The organism is Bradyrhizobium sp. CB2312, assembly GCF_029714425.1.
Classification (GTDB): domain Bacteria; phylum Pseudomonadota; class Alphaproteobacteria; order Rhizobiales; family Xanthobacteraceae; genus Bradyrhizobium.
Window position 1 is genome coordinate 4,324,305 of sequence record NZ_CP121668.1, and the last position, 23,535, is coordinate 4,347,839.

The 23,535-nt window shown below is 64.9% G+C and carries 22 protein-coding genes and 1 tRNA gene; 12 read left to right on the top strand and 11 right to left on the bottom strand.

Features of this window, described 5'->3' with window-relative positions:
• Positions 1 to 17 precede the first annotated feature (17 nt).
• A complete protein-coding gene (locus tag QA642_RS21110; RefSeq protein ID WP_283086326.1) occupies positions 18 to 785 on the bottom strand; it encodes an SDR family oxidoreductase in 768 nt (255 codons plus the stop codon).
• 12 nt (positions 786 to 797) lie between these two features.
• Complete coding sequence (locus tag QA642_RS21115; protein ID WP_283086327.1) at positions 798 to 1,997, bottom strand: mandelate racemase/muconate lactonizing enzyme family protein; 1,200 nt, start codon at positions 1,995 to 1,997, stop codon at positions 798 to 800.
• Positions 1,998 to 2,176: 179 nt separating this feature from the next.
• Between QA642_RS21115 and QA642_RS21120 the strand changes: the two genes are divergently transcribed.
• Positions 2,177 to 2,944 carry a GntR family transcriptional regulator gene (locus tag QA642_RS21120; RefSeq protein ID WP_283086328.1) on the top strand — a complete coding sequence of 256 codons (768 nt, stop codon included), beginning with the start codon at positions 2,177 to 2,179 and terminating at the stop codon, positions 2,942 to 2,944.
• Between the two features lie 24 nt (positions 2,945 to 2,968).
• Positions 2,969 to 4,333 carry an MFS transporter gene (locus tag QA642_RS21125; protein ID WP_342740519.1) on the top strand — a complete coding sequence of 455 codons (1,365 nt, stop codon included), beginning with the start codon at positions 2,969 to 2,971 and terminating at the stop codon, positions 4,331 to 4,333.
• Positions 4,334 to 4,384: 51 nt separating this feature from the next.
• Here the strand turns inward: QA642_RS21125 and QA642_RS21130 are convergent, their stop codons facing one another.
• The 5 genes from QA642_RS21130 to QA642_RS21150 form a co-directional block, all read right to left on the bottom strand.
• Positions 4,385 to 4,609, bottom strand: coding sequence for a hypothetical protein (locus tag QA642_RS21130; RefSeq protein WP_283086330.1), 225 nt, complete (start codon positions 4,607 to 4,609; stop codon positions 4,385 to 4,387).
• 98 nt (positions 4,610 to 4,707) lie between these two features.
• Positions 4,708 to 5,958 (bottom strand): arsenic transporter, encoded by a 1,251-nt coding sequence (locus QA642_RS21135; RefSeq protein WP_283086331.1) that lies wholly within the window; start codon positions 5,956 to 5,958, stop codon positions 4,708 to 4,710.
• 25 nt (positions 5,959 to 5,983) lie between these two features.
• A complete protein-coding gene (locus QA642_RS21140) occupies positions 5,984 to 7,267 on the bottom strand; it encodes an MFS transporter (RefSeq protein WP_283086332.1) in 1,284 nt (427 codons plus the stop codon).
• A gap of 69 nt (positions 7,268 to 7,336) precedes the next feature.
• Positions 7,337 to 7,777 (bottom strand): EamA family transporter, encoded by a 441-nt coding sequence (locus tag QA642_RS21145; protein ID WP_283086333.1) that lies wholly within the window; start codon positions 7,775 to 7,777, stop codon positions 7,337 to 7,339.
• A gap of 232 nt (positions 7,778 to 8,009) precedes the next feature.
• Complete coding sequence (locus tag QA642_RS21150; RefSeq protein WP_283086334.1) at positions 8,010 to 10,487, bottom strand: PAS domain S-box protein; 2,478 nt, start codon at positions 10,485 to 10,487, stop codon at positions 8,010 to 8,012.
• 214 nt (positions 10,488 to 10,701) lie between these two features.
• Between QA642_RS21150 and QA642_RS21155 the strand changes: the two genes are divergently transcribed.
• The 4 genes from QA642_RS21155 to QA642_RS21170 all read left to right on the top strand — a co-directional run bounded on the left by QA642_RS21155 (position 10,702) and on the right by QA642_RS21170 (position 15,283).
• Positions 10,702 to 11,772, top strand: coding sequence for a putative zinc-binding peptidase (locus QA642_RS21155; RefSeq protein ID WP_283086335.1), 1,071 nt, complete (start codon positions 10,702 to 10,704; stop codon positions 11,770 to 11,772).
• Between the two features lie 173 nt (positions 11,773 to 11,945).
• Positions 11,946 to 13,961, top strand: coding sequence for an acetyl/propionyl/methylcrotonyl-CoA carboxylase subunit alpha (locus tag QA642_RS21160; RefSeq protein ID WP_283086336.1), 2,016 nt, complete (start codon positions 11,946 to 11,948; stop codon positions 13,959 to 13,961).
• 159 nt (positions 13,962 to 14,120) lie between these two features.
• Entirely contained in the window at positions 14,121 to 14,987 is an 867-nt protein-coding gene (locus tag QA642_RS21165) for an isocitrate lyase/PEP mutase family protein (protein WP_283086337.1), read from the top strand.
• Complete coding sequence (locus QA642_RS21170; protein WP_283086338.1) at positions 14,984 to 15,283, top strand: acylphosphatase; 300 nt, start codon at positions 14,984 to 14,986, stop codon at positions 15,281 to 15,283. The genes QA642_RS21165 and QA642_RS21170 overlap by 4 nt, the downstream gene beginning before the upstream one ends.
• Positions 15,284 to 15,348: 65 nt before the next feature.
• On the opposite strand, the gene QA642_RS21175 is transcribed toward QA642_RS21170, so the two are convergent.
• Complete coding sequence (locus tag QA642_RS21175; RefSeq protein ID WP_283086339.1) at positions 15,349 to 16,869, bottom strand: PAS domain-containing sensor histidine kinase; 1,521 nt, start codon at positions 16,867 to 16,869, stop codon at positions 15,349 to 15,351.
• A gap of 152 nt (positions 16,870 to 17,021) precedes the next feature.
• On the opposite strand from QA642_RS21175, the gene QA642_RS21180 reads away from it, so the two are divergent.
• Genes QA642_RS21180 through QA642_RS21190 form a run of 3 tightly spaced genes read left to right on the top strand, consistent with a single transcriptional unit; the run spans position 17,022 to position 19,694 of the window.
• Positions 17,022 to 17,579, top strand: a complete 558-nt coding sequence (locus tag QA642_RS21180; protein ID WP_027559787.1) for a MarR family transcriptional regulator — start codon at positions 17,022 to 17,024, stop codon at positions 17,577 to 17,579.
• Positions 17,580 to 17,595: 16 nt separating this feature from the next.
• On the top strand, positions 17,596 to 18,261 hold the full coding sequence (locus QA642_RS21185; protein WP_283086340.1) for a DUF4166 domain-containing protein: 666 nt from the start codon (positions 17,596 to 17,598) through the stop codon (positions 18,259 to 18,261).
• Positions 18,258 to 19,694, top strand: coding sequence for a TIGR01777 family oxidoreductase (locus QA642_RS21190; protein ID WP_283086341.1), 1,437 nt, complete (start codon positions 18,258 to 18,260; stop codon positions 19,692 to 19,694). The genes QA642_RS21185 and QA642_RS21190 overlap by 4 nt, the downstream gene beginning before the upstream one ends.
• Positions 19,695 to 19,698: 4 nt before the next feature.
• Here the strand turns inward: QA642_RS21190 and QA642_RS21195 are convergent, their stop codons facing one another.
• A complete protein-coding gene (locus QA642_RS21195; RefSeq protein ID WP_283086342.1) occupies positions 19,699 to 20,553 on the bottom strand; it encodes a LysR substrate-binding domain-containing protein in 855 nt (284 codons plus the stop codon).
• Between the two features lie 113 nt (positions 20,554 to 20,666).
• Between QA642_RS21195 and QA642_RS21200 the strand changes: the two genes are divergently transcribed.
• Complete coding sequence (locus QA642_RS21200) at positions 20,667 to 21,089, top strand: 4-oxalocrotonate tautomerase family protein (RefSeq protein WP_283086343.1); 423 nt, start codon at positions 20,667 to 20,669, stop codon at positions 21,087 to 21,089.
• 50 nt (positions 21,090 to 21,139) lie between these two features.
• Here the strand turns inward: QA642_RS21200 and QA642_RS21205 are convergent, their stop codons facing one another.
• Both QA642_RS21205 and lipB read right to left on the bottom strand, forming a co-directional pair.
• Entirely contained in the window at positions 21,140 to 21,853 is a 714-nt protein-coding gene (locus QA642_RS21205) for a DNA helicase (RefSeq protein ID WP_283086344.1), read from the bottom strand.
• Between the two features lie 198 nt (positions 21,854 to 22,051).
• Positions 22,052 to 22,801: a lipoyl(octanoyl) transferase LipB gene (lipB, locus tag QA642_RS21210; RefSeq protein ID WP_283086345.1), complete on the bottom strand. Its 750-nt coding sequence runs from the start codon at positions 22,799 to 22,801 to the stop codon at positions 22,052 to 22,054.
• An 82-nt stretch (positions 22,802 to 22,883) separates the two neighbouring features.
• On the opposite strand from lipB, the gene QA642_RS21215 reads away from it, so the two are divergent.
• Both QA642_RS21215 and QA642_RS21220 read left to right on the top strand, forming a co-directional pair.
• Positions 22,884 to 23,126, top strand: coding sequence for a FliM/FliN family flagellar motor switch protein (locus QA642_RS21215; RefSeq protein WP_018647371.1), 243 nt, complete (start codon positions 22,884 to 22,886; stop codon positions 23,124 to 23,126).
• Between the two features lie 172 nt (positions 23,127 to 23,298).
• Positions 23,299 to 23,383: transfer RNA gene (locus QA642_RS21220), tRNA-Leu, on the top strand.
• Positions 23,384 to 23,535 lie beyond the last annotated feature (152 nt).

The following is a 23,535-nucleotide window of genomic DNA, read 5'->3' on the forward strand; positions in this document are numbered from 1 at the left end:
TCGTTCCCTGTTCGCGATTACATCGCGGCGATCATGCCGCCGTCGACATAGATGATCTGGCCGTTGACGTAAGTGGAGGCGTCCGAGGCGAGGAAGATCGCGGCGCCCACCAGCTCATCCGGCTTGCCCCAGCGCTTGGAGGGGATGCGGCCCATCAGCCAGTTGTTGAAATCGGCGTTGTTGACCAGCGCCTCGTTCATGTCGGTGAGCATGTAGCCGGGGCCGATCGCGTTGGCCTGGATGCCGTGCTGGGCCCATTCCACCGCCATCGAGCGGGTCAGGTTCTTGATGCCGCCCTTGGCGGCGGTGTAGGGCGCGATGGTGGGGCGCGCGAGCTCGCTGCCGAGTGAGCCGATATTGATGATCTTGCCGCGCTTGCGCGGGATCATCCGCTTGGCTGCCTCGCGGCCGATCACGAAGGCGCTGGTCAGGTTGGTCTCGATCACCTTGCGCCATTCGTCGGTGGTGAATTCCACCAGCGGCTTGCGGTGCTGGATGCCGGCATTGTTGACGACGATGTCGACGGCGAGGCCCTTTTTATCGAAGTCGTTGAACGCTGCGACGATCGCGGGCTCGTCGGTGACGTTGAAGGCTGCGCCTTCGGCCTGATGGCCGGCGGCGCGAAACTCGGCCACGGCCTGCTCGACGCGCTTGGCGTCGACGCCGTTGACGATGATCTTGGCGCCGGCCTTGGCCATGCCCTCGGCGATGGCGCGGCCGAGGCCGCGGGAGGAGCCGGTCACGAGCGCGGTGCGGCCGGAAAGGTCGAACAGGGCGGTGCTCATCTCAAGAATTCCTCAGACGTTGGAGCGGCGCACGATCAGATCGGAGCGCTCGAAGACGGCGGGCAGAAGGTCGACGCCGAGGCCGGGGCCTTCCATCGGGAAGACATAGCCGTCCTTGATCGTTGGCATCGTGGTGACGAGCTCATTGTACCAGCCCTTGTAGAAGGCGCGCACGGATTCCTGGATCAGCGTATTGGGCTGGCTGAACGACATGTGGATGGCGGCGATGAAGCCGATCGGGCCGATGCAATCGTGCGGCGCGAAGGGCCGGTGATAGGTCTCGGCCATCGCCGCGATCTTGCGGCCCTCGGTGAGGCCGCCGGTCCAGCACAGGTCGGCCATCACGACGTGCATGGCGTCGCGGTCGAGCATGTCCTTGTAGGGGAAGCGCGAGCCCAGCGTCTCGCTGGCGCAGACCCAGACGTCGGTCGAGCGGGCGTATTCGGCCAGCGCCTGCGGCGAGTTCATCCGGATCGGGTCTTCGTACCAGGTCGGCTTGTAGGGCTCGAGCGCGCGCGCGATCTGCTTGGCAGTCGGCAGATTCCACAGCGAATGGAGCTCGACCATGATCTCCATCTTGTCACCGACGGCCTTGCGGATCTTCTCGAACGGCTCGATCGCCTGCTTCATCTGGGCTGCGGTGATGTAGAGGCCCTTGTTCTCCTGAGCGGCGGGATCGAACGGCCAGATCTTCATCGCGGAGATGCCGCTTTCGAGCAGGCTTTCGGCAAGCGCATCGGCGCGGTTCATGAAGCCATCGAGGTCTTCATAGGGCCCCTTGGACGCTCCGAGATTCCAGTTCGAGACCGGACTGATATTGGTGGAGCGGACATATTGCGTGCCGGCGCATGTGTTGTAGATGCGCTGCTTGTCGCGGCAGAGGCCGCCGAGCATCTGGTGCACCGGCTGGCCGCAGACCTTGCCGAACAGGTCCCACAGCGCGATGTCGATCGCTGATGCCGCACGATATTCGACACCGGTCGAGGACTGTGCCATCGGCAGGTTCAGCATGTCGCGATGGATGGCCTCGATGTGCAGCGGATTGCGGCCGAGCAGGCGGCCCGCGAACGTGTCGTGGATCTGCGCCTCGACTGCGCCCGCGCCATAGAAGGTCTCGCCGAGACCGATCATGCCCGTGTCGGTGTGGATGCGCACCCAGATGACGTTGGAAAATTCCTCGGTACGCAGTGTCTCGATCGACGTGATCTTCACGGCAACTCTCCTCCCATCGAAAGGCGCTTCGCACCCGACGTTTCGTTTTGCACTGCAACATGTTGCAGGTCGTGCGGACGTCTTACGCCTGCTTGTAATATATCACAACATGTTTTAAGGGTGCCACAGATGTGGCGCCACCGAGCAACGAGCGCGCGGGTCTAACGGGAGAGGACGACATGGCACGCCGCAAGCGCGCGCTCGAGGTGGTGAGAAACGACGACGACGGCGAGGGCAAGCCCTCGCGGCGCAACCGGCTCAATTTCTTCGAGCTGGCCTATCAGAAGATCGAAGAGCTCCTTGTTCACTGCGAGCTCAAGCCCGGACAATTCATGACGATGCTGGAGTTGCAGCAGATCACCGGTTTCGGCCGTACGCCGGTGCATCACGCCGTCAATCGTTTGTCTGCTGACACGCTCATCATCATCCGTCCGCGCCACGGCCTGCACATCGCGCCGATCGATCTGGCGCGCGAGCGCATGCTGCTGGCCTTGCGCCGCGACATGGAGCGTTTTGTCATTCGCCTCGCGGCGGATCGCGCCAGCCTGTCCCACCGCAATCAGGCGCTGCACATTGAGCGCCTGCTGCGCGAACGTCGCGCCACTTTGACACTCGACGAGTTCAACAGCCTCGACCGCCGCATCGACGCGCTAGTGCTGGAGGCCGCCGGCGAGCCGTTCCTGGTGCACACGTTGCGGCCGCTGCACACGCTCTATCGCCGCATCGGCTACATCCACCACCGCTTCATGCCGGGGCAGGCCGATCTGTCAGGCACGATCGATCATCATCTCGCCATTCTCGCAGCCGTCGCCAGCCGACGCGTCGACGACGCCGTGAAGGCCAGCGATGCGCTGATCGACTACATGGGCGAGATGTTCACGGGCATGGAGGCGGGGATCGATCCGCGCCTGCTCGATTGCAGCATCGAGCCGCTGCTCGGCACGTAAAGAGTTCAGAAGAAAGGAAGAAGAATGTCAACGATGGCCATGCCACAACCGACCGCGAGCGAAGCCGCGGTCCGCTACCTCATCACGAACTACAGTCCCAAAGGCAACAAGGTCGGCTGGCTGATGATGGCCTCGATCCTGGTCGAGGCCTGGGACCTCTATTCGATCGCCTTCGTGCTGATCTTCATCAAGGAGCAGTACAATCCCGATCCGCTGATGCTCGGCCTTGCCGCGGCGGGCACGCAAGGCGGCGCGCTGATCGGTGCGCTGCTCGGCGGCTGGCTGTCCGACAAGATCGGCCGCCGCGTGATGTTCCTGGTGACGATGGTGCTGTTCATCGTTCTGGCGCTGGCGCAGGCCTTCGTGCCGAGCGTGGGCTGGCTCGTCGTGATCCGCTTCCTGCTCGGCATCCCGCTCGGCTCGGACATCTCGACCGGCTACACCTACATCATGGAATCCATGGCCAAGGGTGAGCGCGAGGTCATGGGCAACCGCTGGCAGTTCATGTTCGCGGTCGGCGAGGTGCTGACCATCGGCGTCATCGTGATCTTCCTGCTGATCGACATGCAGCACGAGATGCTGTGGCGCGTGACGCTCGGCCTCGGCGCGGTGCCGGCGCTGATCATCCTGATCATGCGCCACGACGTGCCGGAGACGGCGGTCTGGCTGGTGCAGAAGGGACGCTACCGCGAGGCCAAGCAGGTCGCGCGTGAGATGTTCAACGACAATCTCGACATGCTGCCGGACCAGGACGTGGAAGTGCCGAAGGTCTCGACCCGCGCCTTCCTCGCCGATCTCAAGAAGGACCCGATCCGCTGGCGCGCCACGGTGTACGGCTGGATCGCCTGCTTCGCGCAAGGCAGCGAATTCTCGACCTTCGCCTTCTACCTGCCGGTGCTGTTCGTGATGGTCGGCGTGTCCAGCGTGCTCGGCAACAACCTCGTGACGATGGGATTGTTCTGCTTCGCCGCGCTGTCCGGCTGGGTCGGCCCGCTCCTGACGCCCAAGATCGGCCATCGCGGCATCGCGATTGCAGGTTTCGGCATCGTGCTTGCCTCGCTTTTGGTCGCGGCCTTCGCGCTCTACACCGACAACAAGATACTGCTGCCGTTCGCGGCCGCCGCGATGCTGTGGGGCCATTATTGGGACGCCTCGAACTGCATGACGATCCCGACCATGGTCGCCAAGCCGAAATATCGCGGCACCGCGAGCGGCTTCGCCTACATGTTCGTGAAGCTGCCGTCGTTCCTGGCGATCTTCCTGTTCCCGTCGCTGTTCGCGGCGATCGGGCAGGCGGGCGCCACGCTGTTCGTCGCGATCTTCCCGCTGATCGGATTGCTCGCCGCAATCTTCATCCTGCCGGAAGTCTACGGCTACGAGAACGACTGACGACGGACGTTACCCGGTCGCGGCCTCATGGCCGCGATCGGGCTTTTCTTGCTACGGGCTCAGGAAAATGGGGTCGATCCCGGCGCCGTACCCGAGCAGGCCGATCACCTGAAGCTGGGCACTGTGCAGGTCGATCTCCACGATCGCGAACAGGGCCAGCAGCACCACGACCGAGAAGATCAGCATCGGGTGTGACGACCCGCCTTTCGCGAGAGAGCTCTGAAACGAGCGGCGCAAGAAGAAGCTCTGCGGCAATGCCTTCGATTGAATCTGCATGATCGACCTCCTTGCCGCGGCTCACGAGCTGCGCGGCAAGATGAAGTATAGGCCGGGCGTTGCGGGCCACATTGATGCGCCGCAAAGTATTCGCGCGGTTAATGGATCGCCGCCGCCAGTGCTGCGATCAGGGCCGGCGGCGTCACGAGCAGTCCCAATTTGAGGAACGGCCAGGCGCTCACCTCGATCTTCTCGCGGCGCAGCGCCACCAGCCACAGGATGGTGGCGAGCGATCCGGTGATCGAGAAATTCGGCCCTAGGTCGACGCCGATCAGGATGGCGCTCACGACCGATGTGGGCAGGTGATCGGCGGCCACGATCGACCCGGCGACAAGGCCGACCGGCAGGTTATTGGCAATATTGGTGGCAATGGCGGTGGCGATCCCGACGCTCCAGCCGGCCTTGGGTACGGACTGCGCGACGGCCTCGTGCAGGAGTGCGCTGAGATGGCCGATCACGCCAGTTTTCACCAGCGCTTCCACCATCACGAAAAGCCCGCCGACGAGCGGCAACACGCTCCAGGACACGTGCTTCAGCACCGGCATGGGCGACTGGCGGCTGAGCAGCAGGACGAGGCCGGTCGTCACGGCGCCGCAGATGAAGGTCGGCAGGCCAAGCTGCTTGTCGAGCGCGGAGGCCGTGATCAGCACGACGCCGATCGCGGCAATGCCGATCGCGGTCAGCTTGCCGCCGCGGCTGAGCACCTTGTGCGGCACGCGGCGCTCGATGGTCTCCTCCTTCAGCGCGCGATGCTGGGTGAGGCGCAGGACGACATAGGTCAGCACGATCGAGGCGAGCGAGGGCAGGGCGAACTGACGCAGCCATTCGGTCAGATGCGGCATGCGCGAGCCGAACACAACGAGATTGGCGGGGTTCGAGATCGGCAGCACGAAGCTGGCGGCGTTTGCAATGAAGGCGCAGACAAAAAGATAGGGCAGCGGCTTTGCGCCGGCCGCACGCGTTGCGGCATAGACCGCCGGCGTCAGCACGATCGCGGTCGCGTCGTTCGACAAGAGCACCGTGACCAGCGTGCCGACAAGGTAGATCAGTAAAAACAACCGCTGCGGCGAGCCGTCTGCATACTCCACCGCGAGCGCGGCGAGATAGTCGAAAAGGCCTTCGAGCCGGGCGAGCTCGGCGATCAGCATCATGCCGATCAGGAAGAGATAGACGTCGATGCCCTTCTCGATGCCGGTGAGCGCGTCCTGCCACGACAAGAGGCCGAGCAGCACCAGCGCTGCGGCGCCGATCACGGCCCAGATCGCCTCGGGCAGGCGGAAGGGACGGATGATGACGCCTGCGGTCGCGGCGACGATGATGCTCCAGGCCCAGATGGCGTCAGACGGCACGTTCAGTCCTTAAGATGGAATGGGTTCATTTGGCAGCGATAGCGGAAGCCGATGCCGCTGTCTTCCCCCGCGGGCGGGAACCGCTATCTGTGATTTGGCGCGTCTCGGGCAAAGCAAGGAAGCAGATGACGGCGCCGATTGCGGCGACCGCGCCGAGCGTGATGAAGGCCGCACTGTAACCCGCGCCAACCACAACGAGGCCAGCTAGCGTGGTCGACAGAGCCGCGCCGATGCTCTGCGCGGTGATGACGGCGCCCTGCGCGACGTTGAAGCGGCCGGTGTTGCGCATGAGGTCGGCGACGATGACCGGGAAGATCGCGCCAAAGATGCCGGCGCCGACGCCGTCGAGGAGCTGGACGCCGACCAGCCAGAACGGATTGTCCGAGAGCGTATAGAGCGCTCCCCGAAGCGGCAGGATCAGCAGCGCGGCGAGGAAGAAGCGCTTGTGGCCCCAGCGGTCGGCCCGGGCGCCGACCAGCATCGCAAACGGCACCATCACGACTTGGGCGGCAACGATACAGGCCGACATCAGGCTAGTGCCGATGTTCTTGTCCTGGAGCGCCAATTTCTGTCCGACCAGCGGCAGCATCGCCGCGTTGGAGAGATGGAAGAGCAGGACGCAGATCGCGAAGACGAGCAGGGGGCGACAGGTCAGGAGGACGCCGAGGCCGGACGGCTGTTCGCGCTGGGTCTCCGTGTCGGCATCGTGTAGCCCGCGGGCCAGATCATGGTCGATGGCGCGGGCCGGGATCGCGAGGATGCTGACGAGGCTCGCGATTGCCATTGCGCCGAGCAGGTAGAAGACGACCGTCGGGCCGAACCGGTAGGCGGAGAGGCCCGCGAGTCCGGCCGCGACCGCGTTGCCGGCGTGGTTGAAGGTTTCATTGCGGCCAATGCGCCGGGTGAAGGCGGCATGACCAAAAATGCCGAGCGAGACGGCCGCGATCGCCGGCGGAAACACCACGGCGGCGGCCTGCGCGATGCCTTGCGAGATCGCAACCGGCAGGAAGGCGGGAAACAGCGGCAGCGCCAGTGACGCGAGCGTGACCATGATGGCGGCGATGACCATCACCAGCCGCTTGCTCCGCGTCGCGTCGACCAGCGCGCCGGCGGGCGTCTGCGCCACGATGCCGGCAATGGTCGCGATCGACATCACGAGGCCAATGCGCGCCTCGTTCCAGTGCTGCTCGGTGAGGAGATAGACGGCGAGATAGGGCCCGAGCCCGTCGCGGACGTCGGCAAGAAAGAAATTCGCCGCATCCAGCGCGCGGCCAGTCTGCCTTGCCTGATCGGGGTTTTCGCTCGACATCGGTCTCTCGATCGAGGCTCGGAAAACGCCCCGGCAGAAACCGATCTCATACCACCTTTGTTCCCCGACTTAAAACTTCACGGCCAGCAGCACCGCGCCGGCGCCGATCATGGTGATCCCAATCCAGCCCTGCGCGGTCGGTCGCTCGCCGAGAAAGGCGAAAGCGAAGAGCGCGACCAGGACGACGCTGAGCTTGTCGATCGGCGCGACCAGTGTTGCCGGGCCAAGCTTCAGCGCACGGAAATAGCAGAGCCATGAGGCGCCGGTCGCAAGTCCTGACAAAACCAGGAACAGCCAGGTTTTTGAGGAGACCGCAGAGGGCACGACGAATTGTCCGGTGAAGAACAGCAGCGCAGAGAAGGCGAGCAGCACCACGACGGTGCGGATAAAGGTGGCGAGGTCCGGATTGATGTTCTCGACACCGACTTTGGCGAAGATCGCGGTCAGCGCGGCAAAGCAGGCGGAGAGGAGCGCCCAGGTCTGCCAGGCGGAGAGGAGGGCGGGTTTCATTGGGGGTGCCGGATCAAGTTTTGCGAGGTGATGGGGTGGAGGGTGCTAGCCAAACACTCCGCTGTCGTCCCGGACAAGCGAAGCGCAGATCCGGGACCCATACCGCGGAATCTTTCTTGGGGCACATGCGTCGTCGTTCTTCGCCAAACACAATCCTGTGGTTATGGGTCCCGGATCGGCGCGCGCTTGAGGCGCGCTTGTCCGGGACGACAGCGTTTTGCTTGGCTCACATTCACCTTGCCACCGACAGCTTCTCGGTGATCGCCTTGCGCAGGATGCGCGAGAGCGACTCCACCGAATACGGCTTCTGGATCAGCTCGAAACCGCGATGGGCGTTCTCGGCGAGCACGTTGCTGTAGCCGCTGGTCAGCACCACCGGCAGGCCCGGGTAGCGCTCGCGGATCACGCCGGCGAGCTCGACGCCGTTCATGCCGGGCATGATGACGTCGGAGAAGACGAGGTCGACGGCAAATTCGTTCTCGCCGAGAATCGCCAGCGCGGCATTGGCGTTGGCGACGCGGCGGACGACATAGCCCAGGTCTTCCAAAAGCTCGGTCGAGAACTGGCCGACATCGTCATTGTCCTCGACCACGAGCACGCGGTAGCCGCGCCCAGTGGTTGCGGCCTCGCTGGTCAGCGCTGCGGCTTCCTTCTCGGCGGTGGGACTTTGCGCCTGCGGCAGGTAAATGGTGAACCTCGCGCCCTTGCCCTGCGTGCTCGTCACCGCGATGTCGCCCTCGGACTGCTTTGCGAAGCCGAACGCCTGGCTGAGGCCGAGCCCAGTGCCCTTGCCGACCTCCTTGGTGGTGAAGAACGGCTCGAAGATGGCCTCGATGTTTTCGGGCGCGATGCCGCAGCCGGTGTCGGTCACCGAGATCGCCACATAGTCGCCGCTCCGCGCCGATTGCGCGCGAAGGCCGGGAATCCCGGAGACCTTGCGCACCGCGATGGTGAGGCGGCCTTCGCCGTCCATGGCGTCGCGGGCGTTGATGGCGAGGTTGATCAGCGCGGTCTCGAACTGCGCGATGTCGGCCACCGTAAAGCAGTCGGTATGGTTGATCTCGACGACGATCTCGATGCGGCCGCCGACCAGCGGCCGGATCAGCTGCGCCACACCCTCGACCTGGCTGCCGACGTTGAAGATCTGCGGCTTGAGCGGCTGCCTTCGCGCAAAGGCCAGGAGCTGCGCGGTCAGCTTGGAAGCGCGCTCGACGGTGTCGGAGATGGCGTCGACATAGCGACGGCGGCGCTCCTCCGGAAGCTCGCGCCGGCGCAGGAAGTCGGTCGCCGAGCGGATGATGGTGAGGAGATTGTTGAAGTCATGCGCGACGCCGCCGGTGAGCTGGCCGATCGCCTCCATCTTCTGCGACTGCCGCAGCGCTTCCTCGCCGCGGCGGCGCTCGGTGATGTCGACGGCCTCGGGTACCGCGCCGGTGATGTTGCCGTGGCGGTCGAGCACGGGACGCATGCTGAACTCGAAATCGCGCTCGCCGATCGGCAGGCGCAGACGCATCTCCAGCCGTACCGCTTCGCCCTTCAGCACGGTGTCGAAGGCTTCGCGCACGGCGGCGCTCATGCCATGTGTGTCGGTGAACCAGGGTGTCTCCCAGAACGGCTTGCCGATCACATCCGCAGAGCTCGCCTTGATGCCGTCAAGTGCGGTGTTGTTGGCGTAGAGCAACTCTCCTCTGAGATTGACCAGGCCCTGATATTGGTTGCTGGTCTCCAGGATCGCGCGCAGCCGCGCCTCGTTGGACTCGAGCTCGGCGGTGCGCTCGACGATGCGCTCTTCCAGCGTCTCGTTGAGCCGGCGCAGCTCGATCTCAGCCTGCTTGGCGACGGTGACGTCGTGGGCGACGCCGATGAAGCCGATATGCTTGCCGGTCGGATCCCAGCGCGGCTGCGATTCCGAACGCAGCCAGCGCCATTCGCCGCTGGCATTCTTGTAGCGCGCCTCCAGCACGAATGGTTTTAGCGAGGCCTCACCCTGGACGGATTGCTGGAGCACATGCGGCAGGTCGTCGGGATGCAGCACCTTGCGCCAGTCGAACGCGATGGCCTGGTCGTAGGGCAGGCCGACGAAATCGACATAGGCCTGGTTGGCGAAGGATCGCGTGCGGTCGAGCTTGGTCACCCAGATCGGCACCGGAGCACTGTCGGCGATCAGCCGGAAGCGTTCCTCGCTCTCGCGCAGCGTCTCGCGCGCGAGCGCCTGGTCGGTGATGTCGATATGGGCGCCGACAAGGCGGATGGCGCGACCGTCGCGGTCGCGTTCGATCTTGGCGACGACGCGGATCCAGCGGGTCTCGCCGTCGCTGGGGCGGATGATGCGGTACTCGGCCGTATAGTCCTCGCTGGTCCCGGCCAGCGCCTCGAAGAAATGCTTGACGGCCGCATCGCGGTCCTCGGGATGGATGCGATTGACCCAATCCTCGTGCGTCTCGTCGGCGGCCTCGGGAGGCAGGCCGTGGATCATCAGATATTCGGGCGAACGGCGGTTCCGAAAGCCTTCGCGGAAGTCGACCTCGAGGCCTCCGACCTTGCCGATGCGTTGGATGCGCGCCAGCTCCGCCTCGCGCTCCTGGAGCGCACGATAGGCTTCATCGCGCTCGCGCGCGATGTCTTCGAGGTGCTGGCGCAACCTTTCGGCAGCAAGGGTCTCGGGCGTATTGTCGTTCAAGGTGTCGGCCGTTGTGATGCAAGAGCGCACGTGCCGGGCCGATATTCACACAGACAAAGCGTGATAGCCATTGCTCAAGAAGGAATAAGTCGGAAAGGCGTGATCAAATGGATGGCGGTGGCTATGAACCAAACGCCGGCGCTGGCAATTTGTTCCGAGGACTGGAACGATCGGCCCGCCGAGGCGTCTTTGCGGGGCGCCACGACTCTCATTCATAAAACTCCCTTTCCCAAGAGGCTAAATCTTGAAGCTCTTTGTCTGCCAGGACTGCGGCAACGTCCTCTATTTCGAGAACCGCGCCTGCGAACGCTGCGGCCACCGGGTCGCCTTTCTGCCGGAGAAGGAGACGATGTCGGCGATCGAGCCGGACGGAGACGGCTGGAAGATACTGGCCGACAAGGGCGAAAGCCGCATGCTCTGCAGCAATGCCGCGTACGACGCCTGCAACTGGCTGACGGATGCGGGCGATACCACCGGCTTCTGCCGCGCCTGCCGCCACAACGGCATCGTGCCTGACCTCTCCGATCCGGCGCAGCTTGCCGGGTGGCGCGAGCTGGAAATCGCAAAACACCGGCTGTTCTATTCCTTGATCCGCTGGAAGCTGCCGCTTCAGACCCGCCAGGAAAACCCCGAGCACGGGTTGATCTTCAACTTCCTCGCCGACGATCCGAACAGCGGCACGAGGATCATGACCGGTCATGACAATGGCCTGATCACGATCGCGCTGACCGAGGCCGACGATATCGAGCGTGAGCGGCGGCGGCTGGAGATGGGTGAGCCCTACCGCACGCTGCTCGGGCACTTCCGCCACGAAGTCGGACACTATTTCTGGGACGTGCTGGTGCGCGACGGCGGCAAGCTCGAGGAATACCGCGCGGTGTTCGGCAACGATTCCGCCGATTACGGTGAGGCGCTGCAGCGCCACTATGCCGAAGGCGCGCCGGCGGACTGGCAGCAGAACTACGTCTCGGCCTATGCCACCACGCATCCGTGGGAAGACTTTGCGGAGACCTGGGCGCACTATCTCCATATCGTCGACACCCTGGAGATGGCCGCCGAGTTCGGCATGGAGGTGCGCCCCAAGGTCGACCGCGACGGGGAGTTGACGGCGCGCATCCGCTTCAACCCCTATGAGGCCAGGGATGTCGAGGCGCTTGTCAATGCATGGCTGCCCTTCACCTTCGCCATGAACAGCGTCAACCGCGCCATGGGTCTGCGCGACCTCTATCCGTTCATCCTGTCGCCCGCCGTGGTCGCCAAACTGGGCTTCGTTCAGAGCCTCGTCCGGGGCGTAGTGAAGGCCAGCAAGCCGTAGGCAGCCCCAGCGGGCGCCAGACCCGTTTCGGTCTTGTGCTGGTACGCCAGAGGGGCCGGATTTAGACCGTTGCCTCCGGCCCATTTTAATGTACCACGGGAGCGACACGGCCCGTCCCATCGGCCCCAACGGCCAGGGAAGGGTCCCGCCCAAGGTCGAGACTCAAGAAAAGCATGTTCAAACGCATTCTGATCGCCAATCGCGGCGAAATCGCCTGCCGGGTCATCAAGACTGCCCGCAAGATGGGAATTCAAACGGTTGCGGTCTATTCCGAGGCCGACCGCGACGCCCTCCATGTCGAGATGGCCGACGAGGCCGTGCTGATCGGGCCGCCCGCGGCGGCCGAGAGCTATCTGGTGATCGAGAAGATCGTCGAGGCCTGCCGCAAGACCGGCGCGGAAGCCGTGCATCCCGGCTACGGCTTCCTGTCCGAGCGCGAGGCGTTTCCGCGCGCGCTGGAGGCCGCCGGCATCGTCTTCATCGGCCCCAACCCGGGCGCGATCGCCGCAATGGGCGACAAGATCGAATCCAAGAAGGCGGCCGCGAAGGCCAAGGTTTCGACCGTGCCGGGCTATCTCGGCGTCATCGAGGACGACAAGCACGCGGTGCGGATCGCCGACGAGATCGGCTATCCCGTCATGATCAAGGCCTCCGCCGGCGGTGGCGGTAAGGGCATGCGCATCGCGCATTCCAAGGCCGAGGTCGCCGAAGGCTTCAACCTTGCCAAGGCCGAAGCCAAGGCTTCGTTCGGCGACGACCGCGTCTTCGTCGAGAAATTCATCGTCGATCCCCGCCACATCGAGATCCAGGTGCTCGGCGACAAGCACGGCAACGTGATCTATCTCGGCGAGCGCGAATGCTCGATCCAGCGCCGCAACCAAAAGGTCATCGAGGAGGCGCCGTCGCCGCTGCTCGACGAGGCTACGCGCCGCAAGATGGGCGAGCAGGCGGTCGCGCTGGCGAAGGCCGTGAATTACGATTCCGCCGGCACGGTCGAGTTCGTCGCAGGCCAGGACAAGAGCTTCTACTTCCTGGAGATGAACACGCGTCTGCAGGTCGAACATCCCGTCACCGAGCTCGTCACCGGCATCGACCTCGTCGAGCAGATGATCCGAGTTGCCGCCGGCGAGAAGCTCGCCATCACGCAGAAGGACGTCACGCTGACGGGTTGGGCGGTGGAGTCGCGGCTCTATGCCGAAGACCCGTTCCGCAACTTCCTGCCCTCGATCGGGCGCCTCGTGAAGTATCGGCCCCCGGCGGAAGCCAGCCATGACGGCATCACCATCCGCAACGACACCGGCGTGCAGGAGGGCGGCGAGATCTCGATCCATTACGATCCGATGATCGCCAAGCTCGTCACCCACGCGCCCTCGCGCGCGGCCGCGATCGAGGCGCAGGCGACCGCGCTGGACTCGTTCTATGTCGACGGCATCAGGCACAACATCCCGTTCCTGGCGGCGCTGATGCATCATCCGCGCTGGCGCGAGGGCCGGCTGTCGACCGGCTTCATCGCCGAGGAATTCCCCAAGGGTTTTGCGGTGCGCGTGCCGGAAGGCGAGGTTGCCCGGCGGATCGCTGCGGTCGGTGCCGCCATCGACCACGTGCTCGGGGAGCGCAAGCGGCAGATTTCGGGCCAGCTCGGCGGCCGCGTCGTGCAGCGCGAGCGCCGCCGCGCGGTCTGGCTCGACCGCCAGGAGATCCTGCTCGAGGTCGGCCGCGAGGGCGATGCCATCGCGATCCGCTTCATCGATGCCGAGGGCAAGGCCGGCAACGTTCATCTGCTGCAATCGCCGTGGAAGCCGGGCGATCCGGTCTGGCAGGGCACCATCGACGGCCACTTCGTCGCGGTGCAGGCGCGTCCCATTGCCAACGGTATCCGCCTCGCGCATCAGGGCGTCGAGGTGCCGGTCTATGTCTGGACCGAAGCGGAAGCCGCTTCGGCCCGGCTGATGCCGGTGACTGCGGCCTCCGATACTGGCAAGAAGCTGCTGTGCCCGATGCCCGGCCTCGTTGTCTCGATCGCGGTGACCGAGGGGCAGGAGGTCAAGGCCGGCGAGACGCTTGCGGTCGTCGAAGCCATGAAGATGCAGAACGTGCTCCGCGCCGAACAGGACGGCACCGTGAAGAAGATCCACGCCAGCGCCGGCGCGACGCTCGCGGTGGACGCGCTGATTTTGGAGTTTGCGTAAGCGTGAATGGGCCCGGTGGGGCCACAAACGCCGTCATTGCGAGGAGCGTAGCGACGAAGCAATCCAGACTGCCTCCGCGGATGCATTTCTGGATTGCTTCGCTTCGCTCGCAGTGACGGAGTATGTTGCGGCTGCGTCGCAATGATTTAGAGGGCACCCATGGCCTTTCGTTCCCGCCGCGAGAAACTGCGTTCGATCCTGTCGGGCTCGGCGTGCATCCATCCAGGCTCGGTCTATGACGCGATCTCGATCCGCATCGCCGAGGATCTCGGCTTTCCCCTCGGCATGTTCGGTGGTTCGGTTGCATCGCTTGCGGTGCTCGGCGACCCCGATGTCACGCTGATCACGCTCACCGAGCTTGCCGAGCAGATGCGGCGGATGTCGCGCGCCGCGGCGCTCCCCGTGCTCGTCGATGCCGATCACGGCTATGGCAATGCGCTCAACGTCCGCCGCACGGTGCAGGAGCTGGAGACCGCGGGCGCCGCCGGCCTCACTATCGAGGACACGCTGCTGCCGGCCGCCTTTGGCGAGACGAAGACGCAGCTGATTTCACTGGAGGAGGGCGTGGGCAAGATGAAGGCCGCTCTGGACGGCCGCAGCGATGCCTCGCTGGTGATCATGGGCCGCACCGGAGCTGTCTCGATCAGCTCGCTCGACGATGCGATCCGCCGCGCGCAGGCCTATGAGGCCGCCGGTGTCGATGCGCTGTTCTTTACCGGCATCAAGTCGCGCGCCGAGCTGGAGGCGATTGCGGCTGCGACGCATCTGCCGCTCGTGCTCGGCGGCGCGCCCGAGGACTTGAACGCGCTCGATTATCTTGCCGGCCAGCGCGTGCGCATCGCGCTCCAGGGGCATGCGCCGATCGCGGCGGCGACGCAGGCCGTCTACGAGACGCAGAAGGCGCTGCGCGAGGGCACGGTACCGAAGGCGCTCAAGGGGTTGCCGTCAGCAGAGCTGACCAATCGCGTCATGCGCGATGCCGAGGTAAAAGCGCGTAGCGCCGATCTTCTCGGGCTGAAAAAATGAGCCGGGCGATCCTCCAGGTCATGATCCGCGGGCGCGTGCAGGGCGTCGGCTATCGCGCCTGGGTCGAGTACCAGGCCACCGCCAGCGGCCTCGAAGGCTGGGTCCGTAATCGCCGCGACGGCAGCGTGGAAGCGCTGTTCGCGGGAGCGCCGACGCACGTCGCCGACATGGTCGCGCTATGCCGGCACGGACCACCGTCGGCGCGTGTGGACAGCGTGACGAGTGAGACCGCGAGTGCCGACGAGCTGAACTTGCGCGGGGTAGGGGAAAAGTTCTCGGTGTTGCCGACGGCGTAGGTGCGTTCTCTCGCCCCGCGGGCGGTGCGCTCCCTCGCCCCGTTCTTACGGGGAGAGGTGAAGAGCTACCTCGGCAGCTTCGAAATCGCCTCGCTCAGCTCGTGGATCTCGTACGGCTTGCGCAGGATCGGGAAATCGCCGCGCACACCGGCGGCGACGTCGCTATAGCCGGTGGCGAGCAGAATCGGCAGGCCGGGGCGGATCTGGCGCAGATGATGGGCGAGACTGAGCCCGTCCATCTTGCCGGGCATCACGATGTCAGAGAACACGAAATCGACGCCGTTCTGCTCGATCTCGCGCAATGCGGCTTCGGCATCGGGGACCCGCCGTACCTGGTAGCCGAGCTGCTCCAGAAGGCCGATGCTGACGAGCGCGACGTCCGGATTGTCCTCGACCAGCAACACGGTTCCGCTGCCGCGGAACGGCGCAGGTCCCGTCGTCTCGCGCGCTGGCGCCCTTTCCCCGCGCGGCAGGAGGATGGTGAAGGTCGTACCCTTGCTGAGCTCGCTTGCGACCTTCACCGTGCCGCCGGCCTGGTGGGCAAAGCCGTGCACCTGGGACAGGCCGAGGCCGGTGCCCTTGCCGATCGGCTTGGTCGTGAAGAACGGCTCGAAAATCTTGTCGAGGACGTCCGAGGGAATGCCGAGCCCGGTGTCGGCGATGTCGATCGCGACGAATTCGCCGGTGAGGGACGCCTCGTCCAGCACGACATTGCGCGCACTGATCGTCACCGTGCCGCCGTCGGGCATCGCGTCGCGGGCATTGATGACGAGATTGAGCAGCGCGGTCTCGAGTTCCGAGACGTCGGCCTTGATCGGCCAGATGTCGCGGCTGACTTCGTAGGTCAGACGCACGGAGCTGCCGACGCCGGCATCGAGGACCTCGCGGATCGCGGCGATGCGGTCGGCGAAATCGATCGCCTGCGGATTGACACTCTGCCGCCGCGCGAAGGTGAGGAGCTGGTTGGTCAGCGCCGCACCACGCTTGGTCGCGGTCTCGATGGCCGAGATCGCGCGCTTGAGCTTGGCCTCGTTATCGGCCCCCCGCTTCAGCACGTGGAGGCTGCCGCTGATGATCATCAGGAGGTTGTTGAAGTCGTGGGCGACGCCGCCGGTGAGCTGGCCGAGCGCATCGAATTTCTGGGACTCGGCGAGCTGCTTCTGCATTGCCTCGAGCTTGAGCTGCGTGTTGCGGCGCTCGGTGATGTCGCGGGTGATCTTGGCAAAGCCGACCAGCTCGCCACCCTCGTAGATCGGATCGATCACGACGCTGGCCCAGAAGAACGTGCCGTTTTTGCGGACGCGCCAGCCTTCCTCCTCGTAACGGCCCTTTTCCCTGGCGATGCCGAGCGCTCGGGCGGGCTTGCCGTTGGCCCGGTCGGCCTCGGTGTAGAAGCGGGAAAAGTGCTGGCCCAGGATCTCAGCGGGCGAATAGCCCTTGATGCGCTCGCCGCCGATGTTCCAGCTGGTGATGATCCCATTGGGGTCCAGCATATACAGGGCGTAGTCCGCGACTCCTTCAACCAACAGCCGGAAACTGCGCTCGCTCTCGAACAAGTCTCTCTGCTGACTGAGTTTTTTGACCATTCCGGGACCCTGCCTGAACCGGGGCAAACGCTACAGGCTGCGAATTGTTCCCGCGCCTGGACCATTTTTAGGCAAATCTCGCGGTGCGTATGCAGGGATATCAGCGCGCCGCCGCACTTGACAATCAATCGCGTCCATCAGATATTTCTGTCATGACAGAAATAACCGGAAAGAAGAAACTCCCTGCCGCCGTCGAGCGCTTCATCCTGCATTGGGGCGACATGGGGGACGGGTGGGGCGTCAATCGCTCGGTCAGCCAGATCCACGGGCTGCTCTATCTGGCCGAGGCGCCGATGACGGCCGAGGACATCGCCGACACGCTCGGCATGGCGCGGTCCAATGTCTCCAACTCGCTCAAGGAGCTGCTCGCCTGGAACCTGATCCGGCGGGTGCCGATCCTCGGCGACCGCCGCGACCATTACGAGGCCGAGACCGACATCTGGGAGGTCGCCGCCCGCATCGCGGCGCGACGCAAGGAGCGGGAGATCGATCCGGCCATCGTCGCGCTCAGGGCCTGCGTATCCGATGCGACGGATGATCCGACCATCAGTCCGGTCGCGAGCAAACGGCTGAAGGAGATGCTCGCCTTCACCGAGCTCGCCGATCACTGGTTCATGCAGATGCTGAAGGTGCCGCGGCCGCGGCTGGTCGCCTTGATGCGGCTTGGCGAGAAGATCGCCAACCTGCTGCCGCTGGGCAAGGCCAAATAGGGGTGAGGAGGTTGCGATGACGTCGGCGAGATTATCAGGCTCCAACGTACCAACCTCCACTCACACCAAACTGCTCGACGATCGCCGCTTCCGCACGCTGCTGTCGGACGAGGATTGGGGCCGCCTGCCGCTCGCGACCTGGCGGCGCTTCTCCAAGCGCGTCGCTGACGGCGACAGCGTGGTCTATGTCGGCGTCGTCGACGAGATCGCCTTCAGCGACATCGGCTGGTGGTTCGCACAAGTCGCGCGTCTGATCGGCGGGCCGCTGCCCACGGGGCGCGACATCGGCGTGCCCATGATCGTCACGGTTACCGAGGACGGCGCGACCGGCGGTCAGACCTGGACGCGCATTTGCGCGCGCAAGTGCGGCTTTCCGCAGGTGATCCATTCGGCAAAACGCTTCGCCGGCCCGACCGGGCTCGAGGAGTATGTCGGCTTCGGCGTCTCGATGGCGCTCCGCATCGCGGTCGAGGGACAGGCGCTGACGTTCCGCAGCGCTGGTTACGGGTTGCAGCTTGGGCGTCTGTGGATCCCGCTGCCGCGATGGCTCACGCCGGGCGATCTCACCGTGACGCACAGCGATCTCGGCGAGGGCGCGTTCCGCTTCACCCTCGATGTCATTCATCCGCGTTACGGCGCGCTGATCCACCAGTCCGCCGTGTTCAGGGAGGCCGTATCATGACTCCGCTGTTGTGGACGCTCATCGCCATCCAGATCGTGATGGGCGTGTTCGATACCTTCTATCACCACGAATTCACCGAGCGCCTGGCCTGGCGTCCATCGCAGCGCTTCGAATTGAAGCTGCACGGCATCCGCAACATGCTCTACGCGCTGCTGTTCCTGCTGCTCGGCTGGCTGGAAGTCTACGGCGTGCTGGCGCTGCTGATCATCGCGGTGCTGGTCGCCGAGATCGTCATCACGCTGATGGACTTCGTCGAGGAGGATTTGAGCCGCAAGCTGCCGCCGAGCGAGCGCATCAATCACACGCTGCTCGCGATCAATTACGGCGCGATCCTGGTGTTGCTGCTGCCGGTGCTGATCGACTGGGCGATGCAGCCGTTCGGCGTGATGGTCGTCTATCAGGGCCTGCTCAGTATCGCAGCGACCGCGTGCGCGGTCGGTGCGTCGCTCTGCGGCATCAGGGATTTTGCGGCGATGCGCCGGCTCGGCCGTATGCGAAGCGTTCCCGCGGAAGGACTCGTCGAGAAGCTCCCCGGCCGCAAGACAGTGCTGATATCAGGCGCGACGGGCTTCATCGGCAGCCGCCTTGCGGCGGGCCTCAGTGGGGCAGGGCATCACGTCATCGCGCTGATCCGTAACCCGGCCAAAGCCGAGATGTTGCCGCCGCCGGTCACGCTGATCACCAGCCTCGATCAGCTTGCCGCGGCCACGCCAATCGACGCCATCGTCAATCTCGCGGGAGAGCCGATCGGCAACGGCCTGTGGACCGAGGCGAAGCGCGCGAAGATCATCAGCTCTCGCATCGACATGACCGGCGAGGTCATCAAACTGATCGCGCGGCTCGAGCGCAAGCCCGAGGTGCTCGTCAGCGGCTCCGCGATCGGCTGGTACGGCCTGTGGGCCGATCAGGTGCTGACGGAGTCGGCGAAGTCGCACGCCTGCTTCAGCCACGAGCTGTGCGCAGCCTGGGAGAAGGCGGCGCGGCCGGCCGAGGAGCTTGGCGTCCGCGTGGTGTACTTGCGCATCGGTCTCGTGCTCGGCACCGAAGGCGGCTTCATCACGCGGATGCTGACGCCGTTCGAGTTCGGCCTCGGCGGTCCACTCGGCACCGGGCGGCAGTGGATGTCCTGGATCGAGCGCGACGATTTGATCCGGCTGATCGCCTATGTGATGGCGACGCCAGATCTCGCTGGGCCCGTCAACGCCACCGCGCCGATCCCCGTCACCAACGCAAAGTTCACCGAAGAGCTCGGCCGCCGCCTGCACCGGCCTGCCGTGTTCCGCATTCCCGGCGGCCTGTTGCGCCGGATCGGCGGCGGCTTTGCGGACGAGCTTCTGCTGGGCGGTCAGCGTGTGCTGCCGAACAAGGCGCTGAGCCGCGGTTTTGTCTTCCGGCACGAAACGCTGCGCAGCGCGTTCGAAGCGATCTTGTGAGGCGTCAGGTGGCGGCCACACTTCGGAACGTTGCCGCCACCGCACGCAGGGCAGCCAGTTTTACGGGATCGCTGACCTTCGAATGCAGCATCACTTTCGAGCTGCCGAGCTTCGGCAGCCTGTGCGCAGGGCCGATATCGACCAATCCGGGCGGCGCAATCCGCCGCGCCAGCGGTGCGATCGCAAGTCCTGCAAGCGCGGCCGCAACCACTGCCGTGACGCCGCCGCCGACAAAACGCTCGCGCCAGGAGAGGCCGGCCTTGTCGAGCGCGCGCACGGCGATCGCGCGGACGCCGCAAGGCGGGGCGAGTGTCGCGAGTGGCAGCGGCTCGCCCTTCGGCAGGGCGAAGCGCCGTGCGGCGAACCAGCCGAACTCGTCCTCGGCCAGCTTTTCGCCGCCGCGGCGGCTGCCTTCCTGTCGGACGATCACCGCATCGAGCTCGCCTGCGTCATAGGCATCCTGCATCTCGCGCGAGAAGCCGATGGTGACGGCGAGGGTGAGATTTGACGACATCGCGTGCAGGCGTTCGAGCAGCGGCACGAGCTCCGGGCCCGCCGCGTGGTCGGAAATGCCGAGCGAGAGCGATTGCGCGGGCGGCGCTTCGCCCGACAGGGCGCGGTCATGCGCCGCCATCAGCGCGCGGGCGCGATCGAGGAAGCTGGCGCCGTCGGCGGTGAGCCGGACCGCGCGCGGCGAGCGTTCAACGAGGCGTTTTCCAAGCAGCGTTTCCAGCCTCTGAAGCTTGAGGCTGACCGCCGCCTGCGTCGTGCCGAGTGCCTCGGCGGCACGCGTAAAGCTCTGGAGGTCGGCGACCAGCAGGAAGGCCTGGACGGTGGCGATGTCGAGTGTTGCTGTCATTTTGGATGGTTATCACTGGTATCAACAGAGATAAGGTATCAAAATGACAGGGGAAGGTCTAGCTTCTCATCAACGCCGCGCAAGCCCTGCGCGACATCTCGAGGAGAACGACCATGCCCCTGATCACCGTATCCTACACGTCTTCCCGCCAGTCGCCGTCGCTGAAGGCCGACGTTGCGAGCGCCGTCTCGGAGCTCACCGCAAAGATCCTGCACAAGGATCCCGCGGTCACCGCCATCATCGTGAAGTCGGTCGATGCGGGCGACTGGTTCGCCGGCGGCAAGTCGCTCGCCGAGCAGAAGCTCGCAAGCTACTGGATCGACATCCACGTCACCGAGGGCACCAACACGAAGGACGAAAAGGCGGCCTATCTCGCCGCGATGTTCAAACGCATGGCCGAAATTCTGGGCCCGCTGCATCCCGAGACCTATCTGCATGTCGACGAGGTCAAGGGCGACGCCTATGGTTTTGGCGGCCTCACTCAGGAGCGGCGCTACATCGCGGGCAAGCTCGAGGTTTCACCGAAAGCGGCGTGACGCCGCAAGCCGCGGGTGAGCCGTCTCACCCGCGGCCCGCGTCTGTTGGATCAGCTCGCCGCGCGGAACTGAACTTCGGCGTTGTTGATGAAGCACGTCTTGTCGAACAGCGTCAGGTCCAGCGGGTTCGGCAGCCTGACGTCGCTGAGATCGGGGCAGGGCTTGATGGAGGGATCGTAGGACCGGTCGATCTGCGAGATGAAGACGACGATCAATCCCTTGTCGCGCGCGAAGGATTTCAGCGCGCGCACCTGAACGGCGAGATCGGGGTTTTCCCGCCGCTGGTCGAGCAGTTGCAGATAATCGATCACGACGATTGTGCCGCGAGGAGCCGTCGCCATCTGCTTCACCACGTAATCGGCGCTGATGACGTCGGAGCAGTCGACCTCGAGCATGTCCGCGAACTGCGTCGGCCCCACGCCGATCGCGCGCAGGCGATCCAGCACATCCTTCTCGGTATATTCGAGCGAGAAGAACGCGGCGCGATGGCCCGACTTCATCGCCTCCACGGCGAGCTCGAGGCTCATCAGCGTCTTGCCCTGACCGGGACGCGCGCCGACCAGCACGAGGTCGCCAGGCTGGAATTGCGGGAACAGCTTGTTGGCCGGAGTCATCGCGGCCGCCTTCGCCGCGAGCATGCTCCAGGCTGAAAACCCTTCCGTCGCGGCGATGCGGTCAAGCGCATCATGGAGCGGAACGCCTTGCTCGCGCGACAGGCGTTTTGCTTTACGCTTCAGATGATAGATCGGCGTAGACAATTTCATCGTCAAAACCTCCCATTGCGAGCAGAAAGCGCAATCCCTCCTTATGCCTGGCGCTCGAACAGTCGGTCCGATGTTGAGTCGCCCGGCATGATGTCTGCTTTCCCGGCGGAGGGGGGAGGCGTGGGCGGCGCCGGAATCGAGCATAGCCGATTCCGTGGCGTGCGGAGACCATGCGCAGTCAGGTTCGAACAGAAACTGTTAGACAGCTGTTTCCGGTACCAACGCTTTGGTCGGCCCGAACAGCTCCTCGAACGCCTGCCGAAGCGCGATGTCGACATCGGCCATGGTTACGAGCTGGCCGAGATCGACCAGCGAGGTCACGCCATAGCGGGGGTCGGCGACGCCGCAAGGAACAATGCCAGCGAAATGCGACAGCTCCGGCTCGACATTGATGGCGATGCCGTGGAACGAGACCCAGCGCTTCAGCCGCACGCCGATCGCCGCGATCTTGTCTTCGTGCTCGCTCCCCTTGTCGGGCCGCTTCACCCAGACGCCGACCCGGTCCTCGCGCCGCTCGCCGCGGACGTTGAAGGCGGCGAGCGTCTTCAGGATCAGCTCCTCCAGGCTGGCAACATAGGCCCGCACGTCCGGCCGGCGGCGCTTGAGGTCGAGCATGATGTAGGCAACCCGCTGGCCGGGCCCGTGATAGGTGAGCTGCCCGCCGCGCCCCGTCGCGAAGGTCGGGAATCGGGGATCGAGCAGGTCGCTTTCCTTGCCCGAAGTGCCCGAGGTGTAGAGCGGGGGGTGCTCGAGCAGCCAGACCTGCTCCGGGGCCTCGCCCGCCGCGATGGCGGCAACGCGCGCCTCCATTTCGGCGACGGCGTCCGGATAGGGCACCGGCGCGTCCGAGATTCGCCATTCGACGGGCTCACCGCCTGAGGCGGAAAACGACGTCAAATCGAGCTCTTGACGTTGGTTTTGGCGAGGGATTTGAGGCGAATTAACCATTGGCTAACCATAACGTGGTGATCATCGCGGGAGCAAATGCCAAGCCCTTTGGCCTCAGTCCCAAGTTGCGGCGGTCCTGACAGTGCCCACTCTCGATAAAGTCACCGTGGATCTCATGGTCGTCCTCGGGACGACCACCATGCCAATCCATCAAGTATTACGTCTTTCCCGCGGCGCCATCATCGAGCTGGACGCAACCGAGGCCGACGAGGTCAAGGTTCTCGCCAACAATCTGCCGGTGGCCTCCGGCGTCGTGCTGGTCGACCGCAACCGGATCGCGGTCGAGGTCAAGCAGATGCTGCCGCGCTCGCCCGGGACCCGGTAGGGCCCGGGACACCGCGGGGCCCGGGGTAGCCGGCCGGTCGGGCAGGGACGGAACATTTTTGTCCCAAGCTTGTGGAATTCAGGGCGTCGGCAGACTTGTACCCCACTGATGGATTTGTTAGATCGGCGCCGTTGATGCGGCGGGCCTTCAAGCCTCAAGCCGGCATTCCCAAGCGCTCGTGGCGGAACTGGTAGACGCGCTGCCTTGAGGTGGCAGTGAGTAAAATCGTGGGGGTTCGAGTCCCTCCGAGCGCACCACATTCCCTTGAAATTGCTGATGTTTTTGGCCTCACAGGGCGCGCTTTGGCGTGACTTGTCCACAGGCTATCCACAAGGATATCCCGGGTCGGTACACAGCTTGCGTTGGTCGAACCAATCGCCTCCGGGCTTGGGTCGGGCCGCATGGAATC